The 14,618-nt window shown below is 49.2% G+C and carries 12 protein-coding genes and 2 tRNA genes; 1 reads left to right on the forward strand and 13 read right to left on the reverse strand.

All coding sequences use genetic code 11. The features are described 5' to 3' along the window. Position 1: 1 nt before the first annotated feature. The 11 genes from rnr to ACEPST_RS01635 all read right to left on the reverse strand — a co-directional run bounded on the left by rnr (position 2) and on the right by ACEPST_RS01635 (position 12,803). On the reverse strand, positions 2-2,410 hold the full coding sequence (gene rnr / locus ACEPST_RS01585; protein ID WP_203644780.1) for a ribonuclease R: 2,409 nt from the start codon (positions 2,408-2,410) through the stop codon (positions 2-4). A gap of 18 nt (positions 2,411-2,428) precedes the next feature. Then, complete coding sequence (locus ACEPST_RS01590; protein WP_204120927.1) at positions 2,429-3,172, reverse strand: alpha/beta hydrolase; 744 nt, start codon at positions 3,170-3,172, stop codon at positions 2,429-2,431. Between the two features lie 88 nt (positions 3,173-3,260). Beyond that, entirely contained in the window at positions 3,261-3,497 is a 237-nt protein-coding gene (secG, locus tag ACEPST_RS01595) for a preprotein translocase subunit SecG (protein ID WP_125575696.1), read from the reverse strand. A gap of 95 nt (positions 3,498-3,592) precedes the next feature. Continuing rightward, complete coding sequence (locus tag ACEPST_RS01600; RefSeq protein ID WP_204120928.1) at positions 3,593-5,149, reverse strand: ClC family H(+)/Cl(-) exchange transporter; 1,557 nt, start codon at positions 5,147-5,149, stop codon at positions 3,593-3,595. Positions 5,150-5,208: 59 nt separating this feature from the next. Further along, positions 5,209-6,381 (reverse strand): LPXTG cell wall anchor domain-containing protein, encoded by a 1,173-nt coding sequence (locus tag ACEPST_RS01605; protein ID WP_204120929.1) that lies wholly within the window; start codon positions 6,379-6,381, stop codon positions 5,209-5,211. Between the two features lie 165 nt (positions 6,382-6,546). Beyond that, positions 6,547-7,866 carry a phosphopyruvate hydratase gene (gene eno, locus ACEPST_RS01610; protein WP_203639817.1) on the reverse strand — a complete coding sequence of 440 codons (1,320 nt, stop codon included), beginning with the start codon at positions 7,864-7,866 and terminating at the stop codon, positions 6,547-6,549. Positions 7,867-7,974: 108 nt separating this feature from the next. Then, positions 7,975-8,733, reverse strand: a complete 759-nt coding sequence (gene tpiA, locus ACEPST_RS01615) for a triose-phosphate isomerase (protein ID WP_204120930.1) — start codon at positions 8,731-8,733, stop codon at positions 7,975-7,977. 144 nt (positions 8,734-8,877) lie between these two features. Next, complete coding sequence (locus ACEPST_RS01620; protein ID WP_125765557.1) at positions 8,878-10,080, reverse strand: phosphoglycerate kinase; 1,203 nt, start codon at positions 10,078-10,080, stop codon at positions 8,878-8,880. Between the two features lie 180 nt (positions 10,081-10,260). Further along, on the reverse strand, positions 10,261-11,271 hold the full coding sequence (gene gap, locus ACEPST_RS01625; RefSeq protein ID WP_204120931.1) for a type I glyceraldehyde-3-phosphate dehydrogenase: 1,011 nt from the start codon (positions 11,269-11,271) through the stop codon (positions 10,261-10,263). A 68-nt stretch (positions 11,272-11,339) separates the two neighbouring features. Continuing rightward, complete coding sequence (locus ACEPST_RS01630; RefSeq protein ID WP_204120932.1) at positions 11,340-12,368, reverse strand: sugar-binding transcriptional regulator; 1,029 nt, start codon at positions 12,366-12,368, stop codon at positions 11,340-11,342. Positions 12,369-12,731: 363 nt separating this feature from the next. Then, positions 12,732-12,803: transfer RNA gene (locus tag ACEPST_RS01635), tRNA-Arg, on the reverse strand. A 129-nt stretch (positions 12,804-12,932) separates the two neighbouring features. On the opposite strand from ACEPST_RS01635, the gene ACEPST_RS01640 reads away from it, so the two are divergent. Further along, on the forward strand, positions 12,933-13,532 hold the full coding sequence (locus ACEPST_RS01640; protein WP_204120933.1) for an ECF transporter S component: 600 nt from the start codon (positions 12,933-12,935) through the stop codon (positions 13,530-13,532). A gap of 196 nt (positions 13,533-13,728) precedes the next feature. On the opposite strand, the gene ACEPST_RS01645 is transcribed toward ACEPST_RS01640, so the two are convergent. Together ACEPST_RS01645 and ACEPST_RS01650 are read right to left on the reverse strand one after the other, a co-directional pair. Continuing rightward, positions 13,729-13,800 (reverse strand) — tRNA-Arg (locus tag ACEPST_RS01645). 83 nt (positions 13,801-13,883) lie between these two features. Continuing rightward, positions 13,884-14,618 (reverse strand): LiaF transmembrane domain-containing protein, encoded by a 735-nt coding sequence (locus ACEPST_RS01650; protein ID WP_204120934.1) that lies wholly within the window; start codon positions 14,616-14,618, stop codon positions 13,884-13,886.

The following is a 14,618-nucleotide window of genomic DNA, read 5'->3' on the forward strand; positions in this document are numbered from 1 at the left end:
CTTAGTGCCGACCACCTTGTGAATTGTTGCGGTGTTGGCCGCCACCATTGTTGTTACTCCGGTGTTGGCTGTTATTCCCGCCACGTTGGTTCGATGATCGTTGATTCCCGTTCTGGTGATTGCCACCATTGCGGTTACCACCGCCATGATTATTCCCATTGCTATGACCACCATTGTTGCTCCGGCCGTGGAAGTTGCCCCCACGAGAGCGGTGTTCACGGTGTGGTAATAAATCACTAGTTGGTGTTTTTTCTGGATTTAATAATTCGAAATCAATTTCACTTTGTTCCTTGTCGACGTGGATAACCTTAACCCGAATTTCTTGACCGATCCGGTAAGTCCGACGCGTGTTGCGTCCAACTAAGGCCAGATACTTCTCAACGTATTCGTAGTAGTCATCCTGCATCCGACTGATGTGGATCAACCCTTCGATGGTGTTTGGCAATTCGACAAACATCCCGAATTTCATGACAGAACTAACAACGGCGTCAAACTCTTCACCGACGTGGTCAGCCATGTATTCAGCCATCTTCATGTCGTTGGTATCACGTTCAGCATCGATGGCGCGACGTTCAGCTTCGGACGTATGAATCCCGATTTCTTCCAAAATTGGGGCAAACTTTTCCTTGCTGCTATCGCCAGTACCGTGGTCTTCGTAGTAATGAATCATCCGATGAACCATGGTATCTGGGTACCGCCGGATTGGAGACGTAAAGTGGGTGTAGAACTCAGCACCCAACCCAAAGTGACCTAAGGACTGGTCAGCGTAACGGGCTTGCTTCAAGCTCCGTAACATCATCACAGAAACCATGGCTTCTTCAGGTTTGCCAGCAACCTGCTTCAGAATGCCTTGTAACATCTTTGGCCGTAAATGATCGGCATCACCCTTAACGTTGATCCCGAAGGCCGTTAAGAATTCAAAGAAGCTCCGGACACGGTCGCCATCTGGCGTTTCGTGAACCCGGTATAAGAAAGGCACCTTGGCACGGAAGTAGTGTTCCGCAACCGTTTCGTTAGCAGCCAACATGAAGGATTCAATCATCCGTTCGGAGATCCCACGGGTCCGTAACTTAACGTCTACGGCGTGGCCCTTGTCATCAACAATGATTTCAGCTTCGCGGTCATCAAAATCAATGGCCCCACGACGCTTACGGTGCTTAACCAAGATCTTGTGCAACTCGCCCATAGCTTCAAACATTGGGACGAGTGACTTGTAACGGTCCATGGTCAATGGGTCATGGGCTTCCAAGATTTGGTTAACGGCCGTGTAGGTCATCCGCGCCTTAGAACGCATGACAGATGGGTGAATCCGGTGCTTAACGACATTCCCGGAGTCATCAATTTCCATGTCACAACTCATACATAACCGCAATTCGCCCTCGTTTAAGGAACAAATCCCGTTAGATAAGCGCCGTGGCAACATTGGAATAACCCGGTCAGTCAGGTAGACACTGGTCCCCCGTTTGTAGGCTTCCTTGTCCAGAATTGAATCTTCTTGAACATAGTGGGAAACGTCCGCGATGTGGACCCCTAAATGATAGTTTCCGTTAGGCAATTTCCAAACGGTAACGGCATCATCCAAGTCTTTTGAAGACTCGCCATCAATGGTGACCAAGTCTTGGTCCGTAATATCTTCACGGCCAGCCATTTCTTCAGGCAGCACGTGATCTGGAATCTCATCAGCGGCCTGCATGACCTCTTCTGGGAATTCAGAAGGAATGTTGTGTTGGTACACGATCTGTAAAATATCGATACCAGGATCATCAACGCTCCCAATAACTTGCTTAGCAATCCCAACCATGGCATCTGGATGCGCATCGCTTGGGTATTCGGTGATTTCAGCCGTGACGACTTCACCTGGAGTGGGGTTCAAGCCAACAGCGGTCACGTAGAACTTGTACTTCATGACCTTCTTGTCCGTTAAACGAACCTGCCCCAAATAACCGTTATCGTCTTCGGTCTTGAAGAATTCACCAACAACTTGTTCGTAGTGGTGTTCCACAATTTCTGTGACTTTACCTTCAGGACCTTTGCCGCTACGAGGATCCCCCGCGCGAACGATTTCAATCTTAACGGTATCGCCGTTCAGAGCCCGTAACGTGTTGTTAGGGGCAATGTAGGCGTCTGGTTCAATCTTGTTTTCATCATATGCGACAAAGCCAAAGCCCTTGTCGTTACCGTGGAAAATCCCGGTCAACGTCCGTTGGCTAGGATCCAATTGAAAATGACCGTGGTCCGTTACTTGGACAAGACCGTCGCGTTCCAACTGTGCTAACTCCTGCACGATCAGCTTAAAAGCAGCTGAGCCGTGGTAGTGGAGTGCATCCGAAATATCTTCAACTGTGTAGCTTTGTTCCGAATGAGACCGGAAGAAAGCTGTTAAATCTGTTTTCAATGTATTTTCTTGCACTATCGATTCCTCGTTATTTTAAAAGATTGTTTGTAGATAAGCTAAAATGTCCGTTTCTAATGCGCGGTGCGCGGTGTTCACGGTTAACACGTGACCCGCTCCTGCGTATTCGTGAAAATCAATTTGGTCGGCCGGATAAGCCTCCGCCAACCATTTACCCGAACGGGGGTCGATCATGTGATCTGCATCCCCCTGGGCAATGAAGACGGGTTGCTTCACCCGGTCTAAATGCGTCGCTGTGGTATCAGCAAACGCTTGAATGGCCATCAACTGCGCGTTCAAATGATCTTTCAGCCAAATCACGCGTTGTTCTTGGTCATCCCCCGTAATGTTCTGTTCCCGGTAGCTGGCACGAGCCATTTCAATAAATGACGCCGGAACGTTGGTTTGTCCCCGGTAGATCACGGGGGAGGCAATCGTCCCACCACCGAGAAGTTCAGGATGTTCCTGTAGGGCTCGTGTCGCAAACAAGCCACCTAACGACAGGCCAAAAATGGCAATCCGCTCGTAACCACGTTGCTTTAAGAAGGCAATCGCGTCCTCAGTGTCCTGCCACCACTGCTTCGGTGAGCCCAGTCGCAAAACATCGGCTGGGTCCCCCGTGGCGTGGCCAGTAAAGATTGGCGCCAGCACGGTGTAATTTTCACCCTGTAGCCGGCGCGCTAAAATACGCATGTCATTGGAGCTCCCGGAATAAGCGTGCAGTAGAATCACTGCTTGAGGCCCCTGCTCGAAAAAGAGCGGGGTTGGTTTTCGAATCATGTAAAACCACCACTTTCCGCTATTTTTGACTCGGGTAGTCTGTAAAAAAGCCCCCTGTAACTAACAAACAGGAGGCCCACATTCTACTCTAGTGTGAAGATAAATAAACTAAAGCCATTGCTAGCCCAAAGAATAAGGCACCCAAAACAACGGTCACTTTTTGCATGAAAGCTTCGAAGCCACGTGGCTTAGCCTTTGCAAACAAGTCGTCCGCACCACCAGATAAAGCGGATAACGCGTCGTTGGTCTTAGCAGGCTGCATCATTACCGCAATGATAATCAAAACAGCAACAATTAAAATACAGGTCATTAAAAAGTTATACACGAATTTGCCTCCTACCTATCGAATAGGTCTAATAGGTCTAACTATACCTTACCAATTTATCATAGTCAGCCACTTTTTACCAGCCCCCTGCTTGGTTAATCGGCCAAATGAGGGTGAGAATCGTTTAACTGGGTAAGCTGTTGGCGGACGAACGCGCGGTTCCGCTGATACGTGAAAATCAGTAACGTATCGCCTGCCCGTAAAATGGTGTCTCCCCGAGGAATCACGGACCGCTCGCCCCGTTGAACGCTGACCAGCAATGACCCCTTAGGCCAAACTAAATCACGGACCTGCCGACCAGCTAGGCCGGAACCTTCACTCACCGCAAACTCGATCCGATCCGTCGGTCCAGCCGTCTTGGCCTCTGCCGGCGCCACCATCTGCTGGAGCATCGCTTCGTAGATAGGCGCGCCACCCAGAACATCGACAGTAATGTACGCCACAATGGCGACCACCGCCAATGGCATCAAATGTTGTAAGGTCCCAACCATTTCCGTAATCAGTAGAATCGCCGTGAATGGGGCCTTAGAAATTCCAGCAAAGTAACCAGCCATGGCATAAATGATCAGGTTAGCCACGTAGATTTTCGGTAACCAGCCCACTAACACAAAGGACCGGGCGCCAATAGCCCCGAGTAAGGCCCCTAATGTCAGAATCGGCAGGAAAATCCCACCAGGTAAGCCTGAACTATAACTAATCGTTGAAAAACAGAATCGCAGAATAAAGTAACCGATCAACGGCATAAGTAGCGGTGTGTTTTTAGCAAATAGCACAATCATCTGGTTCCCACCGCCTAAGGCAACCGGCCACAGAAGACCGATGGGAATAACCAGCAGGAAAGGAATGATGCCATCAAGGTGTTGCGGTAACCAAGTGAGCTTCGCATACCAGCTACCACCACGGAGGGTGACCCATTGATAGACGTAGCCCAGTAAACCTAGGCCGACACCTAAAATCAGTAATAACCAATAATATCGTAACGGTAACGTTTGTTGGTAGTTAATGTGTAGCACGGGTGTTAAGCCAAAGAACTCATTCGAGACAAAATTGGCAACGACGGCACTGGTCAGCGACGTGAGCCAAACCAGTGTCGAGAAATTATGATAAACCTCTTCCAAAATAAATAACGTTGACGCGATAGGCGCATTGAACGCAGCTGACAGACCAGCGGCAGCCCCACCCGCAATCAACAAGCGGCGTTGACTGCCCTTCAGATGTAGCCCTTCGGCGACCCCTTGAGCGACGGTCCCACCCAGTTGAATGGAGGGTCCTTCTCGGCCAAGGAACAGCCCGGATCCAATGCCCAGAATCCCACTGACAAACTTCTTCCACAGCACTGGCCACCAAGCATAGTCCATTTCGCCGGCTAGTTGCCCTTCAATTTGGGGAATCCCAGAACCTTTGATCATAGGTGACTCTTTGGTCCAATGACCAATCAAAACGGCCACGGCAACCAGTAAAATTGCCCACGGAATGAGCCACCACGGGTTCTGACCGAACCAGCCGTACATGCCTTGCATAAACTTGAGAAGGTGCTCTATGGCCAAACGAAACGTGCTGACGACGACCCCAGCAAGTAGGCCGACCACGCTACCGAAAAAGATGGCGTTGAGTCGTGTGAGATCATGTTGGGTACGGTGCTGACGTTTCATTAGGCGATTCCTCCGGTATTTTTAGTCTAACAACTAGTTTAGCACAAAATGTTGTCAGACTAACGACGAATCCGCCGGTACCCGGTCAGACCGGTGAGGCCTAGAAGGACGCTAGCGCCGTACCACGCCAATGGAAGCGTTTGTTCATCTGTTTGGGGTAACTGCGACGTTTTTACCGATGAGGATGGCTTCATAATGTGCCCTGGCCGTTGACCACTAGTCGATTGGGTCGTACCCGGACGATGATGAGCCGTTTGGGGCTGATGTGTTGGCTGAGTTGGTCGTTTGACTGGCTTGTCTGCCGTAACGGTCGCCGTTACCGGTTGCCACCAGTCCGCTGCCCACTGATGGCTCAACGGATGATTAGCCACCTGTAATTGGGGCAAGGTACTGGTGCTGGGTGCGGTGGTCAGCGTGGGCACCGGCTTCTTGCCTGGCCGTAAAACAGTGACCAAGGCCGGCTGCCCAATTGGGTGTGTCGTTATTGGCACCTGAACAGGCTTAGGATGCGGCGTTGGTAATTGCGGTGTACTTGGTTTAGTTTGGGGCTTCGACGGTGCTGGCGGCTTAGGAATGGCCACTACGTCCTTGTCACCAGCGTTTGGTTGCTTTGCGGGTTTACCTGGTTCTGGTTTCGGTTCTGGTTTCGGTTCTGGTTTCGTATCAGGTACTTGCAGATTCGGTCCGCCGTTTGGTTCAGAACCAGCCACTTGCCCACCAGGTTCCCCCGTGGAAATGGCCTTAACCTTAACACGCCATTCTTCAGATAAAGACAGCACCCTGCGCTCAGCATCCCCAACATCAACCAACTTATAACCTACCGGAACATCAAAGACTAACCGACCGCCGAGAGTTAATTCTGGTTTAGATTCTCGTTTAGAAATTATTTTCCCATTCTCAATCTCAAAAATTAGGTGGACATGTGCCAAGGCTTGAGAACCGTTATATGCAACCGTTACTTGTCCTTTATGTTCCGAATAATGCTGCGACGTAAAATGTTCCAACGCTGGTAATGTCTTCACGTCATCTTCAGTTTGAAGATCCTGTTTCTCTTTCTTATAAAGCACTGTCTGGGGTTTAGTATCACCTTCACTAAAAGCATTTATCTTGTGCTCTACCGTTACCAATTTAGCCAACGCTACCGAACCCCCAAAAGCCCCAACACTCCCCATCCCCACAGTAAAGCCACTAACCATCAACAGCATGACGCGCAATCTTGTAAAATTCATCATTGTAATTCCCCCTCGTTAAAGTTAACTCCGTAAGAAATCGCCGATTATTTTATTTTTCGCGCAAGTTTTTCAAATTCTTTTTCGCCATTCTTTTTCGCTCAAAAAAATATGTAAAAAAAGAAGCAGGCCCATCACTGGACTTGCTTCTTGAAATTCATTTTTAAGCTACTTGTTGATGATGGCTAAACGCGCATCTTCGCTCAAGTTGTAGAAGGAGTGAATACCCTTGTAGTTGGAAGTCTTACCTAATTGGTCTTCGATCCGCATTAATTGGTTGTACTTAGCGATACGTTCGCCACGGCTCATTGAACCAGTCTTGATTTGGCCGGCGTTCAAAGCAACAACCAAGTCAGAGATAGTCGTGTCTTCAGTTTCACCAGAACGGTGAGAGATAACGGCCGTGTAACCAGCTTGCTTAGCCATTTCAACGGCTTCAACAGTTTCAGTCAAAGTACCGATTTGGTTCAGCTTGATTAAGATAGAGTTGGCAACGCCCATCTTGATACCCTTTGCCAAGTAGTCCGTGTTCGTAACGAATAAGTCGTCACCAACGATTTGGACCTTCTTGCCAAGGCGTTCAGTAGCCATTTGCCAGTCAGCCCATTCGTTTTCGTCCAAAGGATCTTCGATGGAAACAACTGGGTACTTGTCAACGATGCTTTCCAGCAAGCTAACAAATTCTTCAGCAGTGTATTCCTTACCGTCACCCTTAAGTTCGTACTTCTTGGTGTCGGCATTGTAGAATTCTGATGAGGCACAGTCAAAGGCGATAGCAACGTCCTTACCAGGTACGTAACCGGCGTTCTTGATAGCTTCAACTAAGATTTCGAATGGTTCTTCGTTGTTCTTCAAGTCAGGAGCGAAACCACCTTCGTCACCAACGGCAGTCGAGTAGCCCTTTTCGTTCAACAAGTTCTTCAAGTTGTGGAACGTTTCTGAACCCATCCGGATAGCTTCCTTGACGGTCTTGGCACCAACAGGCATGATCATGAATTCTTGGAAATCAACCTTGTTGTTGGCGTGCTTCCCACCGTTGATAACGTTCATCATTGGCGTAGGAAGGACGTGACCATTGAACCCGCCTAAGTAGTTGTACAGAGGTTGGCCTAATTCGTCAGCAGCAGCACGGGCAGCAGCTAAGGAAACACCTAAGATAGCGTTAGCACCTAACTTACCCTTGTTTGGCGTACCGTCCAAGTCGATCATAGCTTGGTCAATGGCACGTTGGTCGGTAACATCGTAGCCAACGATTTCTTTGGCGATGATGTTGTTTACGTTGTCAACAGCCTTAGTAACACCCTTACCCATGAAACGACTCTTGTCGCCATCACGAAGTTCAACGGCTTCATGTTCACCAGTTGAGGCACCAGAAGGAACGATCCCCCGGCCCATTGCACCGGCTTCAGTGTAAAGTTCAACTTCAACAGTTGGGTTACCACGAGAATCTAAGACTTCGCGTGCGTAAATATCAGAAATAATAGACATTTTTTGTATTCTCTCCTTATGAGTGTTTGGCTTCACGGGAACAAAACAACAATCCCATGCTTTATTCTATAAGTTTAACTTTGAACTTTCAATCACATTTTGCTCGAATTACAAATTTTGGTAGTTCGCCAGCTGAATGAAAGAGTTTTCATCCAAACTAGAGCCCCCGGCGAGCACGCCATCGACATTATTTTTGGCCATCAGACCAGCAATATTGTCGGGCTTGACGCTCCCACCGTAGAGAATTCGAACGCCATTGGCTAAATCATCCGAGTAAATGTCTGCCAACGTTTGGCGAATCAGGTAGCAGCCTTCTTCGGCTTGGTCGGTCGATGCGGAAGTCCCGCTGCCAATCGCCCAGCTGGGTTCATAGGCAACCACGATCTTCGCAGCATCTTCTGGACTGACACCCTTTAATGCGGCGGTCACCTGATTGACGACCCAGTGAATTTTTTCACCGGATTCGCGTCGTCCCATGGTTTCGTCACAACAGACGATTGGGGTCATACCATTTCGGAAAACCGCTTGGACTTTCCGGTTAATGACATCATCCGTCTCGTTAAAGTAGCGGCGCCGTTCGGAGTGACCGACGATGGTATACGGAATCCCCATCTCGTGAAGCGCGCGTGGGCTAGTTTCACCCGTATACGCCCCGTCATCTTCGTAGTAGCAAGCCTCCGCGCCAATGCGCAGCACATCTTCAGTATTTGCCTCTAACATGGTCTGTAAAAATAACGCTGGTGCGGCAATCGCCGTTTCCACGACGTCCGCAGCCGGTAGCTTGCCCTGCACAGCTTCAATGAAACTGCGCGCTTCCGCGACCGTTTTGTTCATTTTCCAGTTACCCGCAATGAGTGGTATCCGCAACCTAATCCACCCTTTCCTAAAAATAAATTGACTACGCCCATCATCTTACCGAATTCCCACTGGATTAGCCAGCGAAGACCCTTAATAATCGGCGACTATCACAATAAAAAGCCGTGATGACAACCACCACAGCTCTTTATTAATTTACTTATCAGAAATTGCGGCAATTCCTGGTAACGTCTTCCCTTCGAGGTATTCGAGAGAAGCCCCACCACCAGTAGAAATGTGGGAAAGCTTGTCAGCAACACCAAGTTGTTGAACAGCAGCAGTTGAGTCACCACCACCGACAATCGTCTTAGCATCCGTCAAGGTCCCCAAGAACTTACCAATTTCCAAAGTTCCTTCAGCGTAGTTGCTCATTTCAAAGACACCCATTGGGCCGTTCCAAACAACCGTCTTGGCAGTCTTCAGAACGTCTTCGAATTCAGCGACTGACTTAGGTCCGATGTCCAAGGCCATGTAGCCATCAGGCACGTCACCGTCAACCGTCTTGTGAGCGGCATCGTTGTCAAATTTTTCAGCAACAACGGAGTCAACAGGCAGAACCAACTTGTCGCCGGCCTTGTCCAAGATTTCCTTGGCTAAGTCGATCTTGTCGGTTTCAACTAATGAGTTCCCAATCTTCATACCCTTAGCAGCGTAGAACGTGTAAGTCATCCCACCACCGATAAGAATCTTGTCAGCCTTAGCCAGCAAGTTGTCGATCACACCGATCTTGTCGGAAACCTTAGCACCACCCAAGATAGCAACAAATGGGTGTTCTGGGTTGTCAACGGCGCCACCGATGAACTTGATTTCCTTTTCCATCAAGAAACCAGCAGCCGTTTGGGCCATGTTAGCAGCGATGCCGGCGTTAGATGCGTGAGAACGGTGAGCCGTCCCAAAAGCATCGTTAACGAAGACGTCACCCAATGAAGCCCAGTACTTGCCCAATTCAGGGTCGTTACCGGATTCACGCTTAACGTATTCGCCGTCTTTAACATCTTCGTAACGGGTGTTTTCCATTACTAAGACGTCGCCATTGTTTAAGCCATCAATGGCATCTTCAAGCTGCTTGCCTTCAGTCGTTGGGACGAAGGTTACAGGCTTGTTTAACAAGTTGGACAGACGTTCAGCAACTGGACGCATGGACAATGCTGGCTTGTCGTCTTCCTTCTTGATCCGACCTAAGTGGGATAAGAGGATAGCCTTGCCACCATGTTCGATTACGTACTTGATCGTTGGTAATGCAGCAACGATACGGTTATCGTTACCAATCACGCCATCTTTGATTGGGACGTTAAAGTCGACCCGCATCAGGACTTTTTTGCCCTCTAAGTCTAAATCAGAAACTGTTAATTTAGCCAATTCTGAAATCCTCCTTGAGTTTTTATCTTTAAATGATTACTTTCACAATATACAGCACTTACCTCTGAATTTCAAAGGACTTGTGCAAATTTTTAACGACTTACAAAAAACGCAGCGAAGAAATTCCTCCCTCCGCCGCGTTCGTGAGTCTATTTATAAGCTACTGTTACAACGGTCGGATTAGAGAGTTGCGAAGTGCAATAAAGTCCGGACCATGTTGCAAGTGAAGCCCCATTCGTTGTCGTACCATGAAACAGTCTTAACTAATTGGGTGTCACCGTTAGTCGTAACTTCAGTTTGGGTTGGGTCAAAGACAGAACCGTGGTCATCATCGATGATGTCTGAAGAAACGATTTCGTCGGCGTTGTAACCAAAGGCATCGTTACCTTCAGCATGCTTCTTCATAGCGTCGTTGATTTCGTCAGCAGTAACCTTCTTGTCCAGAACAGTAACTAATTCCGTCAAAGAACCGTCAGTCAAAGGAACACGTTGTGCGTGGCCTTGTAACTTACCCTTTAAGTCAGGGATAACTAAACCGATAGCCTTAGCGGCACCAGTTGAGTGAGGAATCGTGTTAACACTGGCAGTACGGTTGTTACGCATCTTCTTACCGCGAGGGCCATCCAAGATTTGTTGGGTAGCAGTGAAGGCGTGAATCGTGGTCATAGTCCCGGCCTTGATCCCGAATTCTTCGTTCATGAAGTAAGCCATAGGTGCTAAACAGTTCGTGGTGCAAGAACCAGCAGAAACGATAACATCGTCCTTGCTTAAGACGTCCAAGTTAACACCAGGAACAACCGTCGTAACGGCACCGGCTGGAGCAGATACTAATACCCGCTTAACACCAGCATCGATGTGGGCGTGAGCCTTTTCTTCGGAAGTGTAGAAACCGGTACATTCGAGAACGAAGTCAACACCGTCGTTCTTAACCCAAGGAATGTCTTGAGCCTTAGGGTCAGCGTAAACAGGGTATTCCTTACCGTCAACCACGATGCCCTTGTCCGTAGCGGAAACCTCGCCAGGGAAACGACCATGAGTTGAGTCATACTTCAACAAGTAAGCCAACATTGAAGGTGTCGTCAAATCGTTGATGGCAACAACTTCGATGTCACTTGAGTGGAGTTCGTGAATCCGCTTGAAAGCCAAACGGCCGATACGTCCGAAACCATTAATACCAATCTTTACAGTCATACTGTGATTTCCTCCTTCAGGAAGCAAACAAAGATAATTTTTTTAAAAAGCAATACATGTTCATTGTATCACTTCTTTAAAACAAAGTCAGCAGCACCTTCGTCGGTAATTAACCAAGTCTGTGCTGGCGCTAAACGCATGTACGCCGCAATCGCAGCGCCCTTCTCGGCACCACCGGCGACGGCGATGACTAATTGTTTAGCGGCTAAGTCGCCAATTTCCAGCCCGATACGGGGGAACTTGCTGACGACGTGGCCCTGGTCGTCATAGAAATAACCAAAGGCCTCACCCACGGCATGGGCCGCAGATAAATCGGCGATCACGTGCGGGTCCATGTTGCGCCGCTCGGCCATGACAAATGCCTGGCCGATACCGTGAATCACCACATTGCTCTGGGCAATCAACTGGAGAACTTCGTGAATGGCTGGCTCGGCAAAGAGCGGCTTGTAGGTCTCCGTATTTAATTGCTCAGGCACATACAGCTGTCGGAACTCGCTGTTGGTGTGTTCTGCCATAGCGGCACTAACCGCGTTGGCCTGAATGGTTGGCGATTCACCAACACCACCCCGGGCCGGAACAAATAGTAACTGCCGGTTAACAGCTAATGCCGGGGTCAACGCATCCGCCACGGTGGCCAACGTGTGACCCCCCATGACAGCCACGGTACTCTGCCCCTGCGGTAACTGATCATTCAACACCTGACTAGCTGCCTGGGCTAAGCCGTTGAGCGAGCCATTCGCCGCGGTGCTATCACCGGGTACAATGGTACAGTGGGCAATGCCCAACCGTTGTGCCAGTTCACGTTCCCGCTGTTGCCGCCCAGCCAAGTCATTCATAACGGGGGCTAACCCCTGTAGAACGCGTTGACCCGTGGCCGTAATCTGCATGCCCTTCACGGACATTTGAACAAATCCCAGTCCCGCTAAGGCATCCGTCGTTGTCCGCACGGTGCGCTCCGAGCAAGCTAGCTTGGTGGCGAGGGTCCGTCGACCGACGGGTTGGAGGTTGGCGATTCCTTGCAGAACACGGAAGCGGCTGGTCAGTTTCCCAACCATCTGGGGCATAATTGCCTCGACCCACTGCCAATCTTCATGCATCCTGCTTACCTCCTAGTGGGACGTTATTCGACCAGAGGTGGCTGATAAACGCCCACCCTGGTCAAAAATTTAAAGGCCAACCAGAGCCAACCTTTTACGACTAATAGTATAAGTCACCACAAGCGCTTTAGCAAGTGATTCAGTCTGTTAATTTATGTAAGCCCTTACAATAGAAGGAACAGGAAAACTGGGTTTCACTGGCAGCCCCTAGATTGGTGATTTTCTCGCATAAATTAGTCATCGTTCAGAAGACTTTAGCTAGTCGTGACGTCCCCCAACTCCCCCGTTACAACAGCCACAAACTGATTTCACGGTATAAAAAAATCCCACACCCGAAGGTATGAGATGCCGTGTTGTTAGTGATGCGCCCGGAGGGAATCGAACCCCCATTTCAAGAACCGGAATCTTACGTGCGATCCATTACACTACGGGCGCATAAAAATTGTTATGAACAACACCTCAATTACTATAACTGATTTTGGATAAAAATACAAGTCAGTTTGACTGTTTTCGTGAAAAATCATGCTATAATAACGGCATTAACTTACGTGGAGGTTTCGGTAAATGACGCGACATAAGACTTTCCGCCTGGTGGTGGACGCGCTCCTCATGGCGATTGTTTTACTACAAAATATCATTCCATTTTTGGGCTACATCCCCTTTGGGCCCTTCAGTATGACGTTGATTGGGTTAACCGTCATCGTCGCCGGCACCGCCTTAGGACCGAAGGATGGTATGGCCATTGGTGGTTTCTGGGGACTGATCACGTTCATTCGGGCCTTCACCTGGCCGTCCAGTCCGGTAGCTCCATTGATCTTTACCAACCCCTTTATTTCTATTCTGCCCCGCCTATTGATGGGACTGGTGGCGGGTGGCCTGTATGCTTGGGGACTCAAGCGTCACTGGTCCCAACGCCGATCCATGCAGGTCGCTGCCGGCTGTGCGGCGCTGGTCAACACGTTGCTAGTCTTGGGATTGGTCTTCATCTTCTACCAAACACCCGCCGTGGCCACCGCGTTCGGCGCTCAAGGCAACCAAACCTTAGGCTACGTCTTAATGATTTCGTTGCTCACTAACGGCGTCCCAGAATTACTATTAGATGTGCTTGTGGCGCCATTGATTGCCCTGCCCCTGCGGAAACGTTGGGATCAGATTCGTCGCTAACTTAAGGTTATATTCAGAGCCTGGGATTAAATCCTGGGCTTTTTTCCTGTCGTTATTTAGACTTGCGAAGGGCCTGCTAGACAAAAAAATATCCATCTATGGTTACATTCTGGTGTACATTTGTCCACAAATACCCCAACTTAATCCGCTTGTTTAAACAAAAAAGGCCGCAACCACAAGGGTTACGACCAACTGATGCGCCCGGAGGGAATCGAACCCCCATTTCAAGAACCGGAATCTTACGTGCGATCCATTACACTACGGGCGCATAACAGCATCAGTATTTTTGAGTACTTAATTACTATACCTGATACTGCATATAAATTCAAGGGGCCGTCGCAAAATTTTTACTTAGACATAAATGATGGTCATGCCACCGAAGGAAATATTCCCGTGAACCCGGACTTCCGGCGCATTCGGATCAATCTCTTGGAAACCTTTTTCCTCGATTGCGCCAAAGCTAGTATTCATATCATTTTTAACGTTCCACGTCTTGGGGAGGTAGAGTTCGACGCCCCCAAACGAGTCATCCACGTAGATATCCGCACCCGCGTCATTGACCTTCACGTTGTCAAAATAAACCTTGGCGTTGCCCATGGACACCTTGATGATCGCCCGTTTGAAATCCTGTGACTGCAGGTACCGAATACTACTACTCATGTTGACGTCTACGGTCAGTTCGGGATCATCCACGTCCTGAACATCTTCCTCCGTCCAATCTTGTCCCCGATGATGCCAGTCCTGACCATTGACGATGACGCGCGGGCCATGATGGTGCCACCGCCACCGTGGCTTGATGATCAGGGACAACCCGGCTGTCAGCAAGATGGCGGCCCCGAGAATCGTCCAGGGCGCTAACGCCGCGATACCCAACGGTTTGGCAAAGATAATCGCCAGGAACGCTAGCGAGAAGACCATCCCTCCCACCGTTAAATGTACCAAACTTTCCACGAACGCAGCCACTAAGAAGACCGCCACTAACAATGTCCAGAACCCAATTTGATAGGTGAAGATTCCCATTCGGCTCGTCACTAAGATGCCCGCGGCTAACACTAGGAACACACCCCAAAACCAATTTCGATGCAT

The sequence above is a fragment of the Levilactobacillus sp. FUA 3915 genome (genome assembly GCF_044053135.1).
Lineage (GTDB): Bacteria > Bacillota > Bacilli > Lactobacillales > Lactobacillaceae > Levilactobacillus > Levilactobacillus lanxiensis.

Bases quoted from the DNA above. Each gene is read 5' to 3' on its own strand.
- ACEPST_RS01590 (WP_204120927.1), bottom strand. From the start codon at position 3,172: ATGATTCGAAAACCAACCCCGCTCTTTTTCGAGCAGGGGCCTCAAGCA.
- ACEPST_RS01600 (WP_204120928.1), bottom strand. From the start codon at position 5,149: ATGAAACGTCAGCACCGTACCCAACATGATCTCACACGACTCAACGCC.
- ACEPST_RS01605 (WP_204120929.1), bottom strand. From the start codon at position 6,381: ATGATGAATTTTACAAGATTGCGCGTCATGCTGTTGATGGTTAGTGGC.
- eno (WP_203639817.1), bottom strand. From the start codon at position 7,866: ATGTCTATTATTTCTGATATTTACGCACGCGAAGTCTTAGATTCTCGT.
- gap (WP_204120931.1), bottom strand. From the start codon at position 11,271: ATGACTGTAAAGATTGGTATTAATGGTTTCGGACGTATCGGCCGTTTG.
- ACEPST_RS01630 (WP_204120932.1), bottom strand. From the start codon at position 12,368: ATGCATGAAGATTGGCAGTGGGTCGAGGCAATTATGCCCCAGATGGTT.
- ACEPST_RS01640 (WP_204120933.1), top strand. From the start codon at position 12,933: ATGACGCGACATAAGACTTTCCGCCTGGTGGTGGACGCGCTCCTCATG.
- ACEPST_RS01650 (WP_204120934.1), bottom strand. From the start codon at position 14,618: ATGCATCGAAATTGGTTTTGGGGTGTGTTCCTAGTGTTAGCCGCGGGC.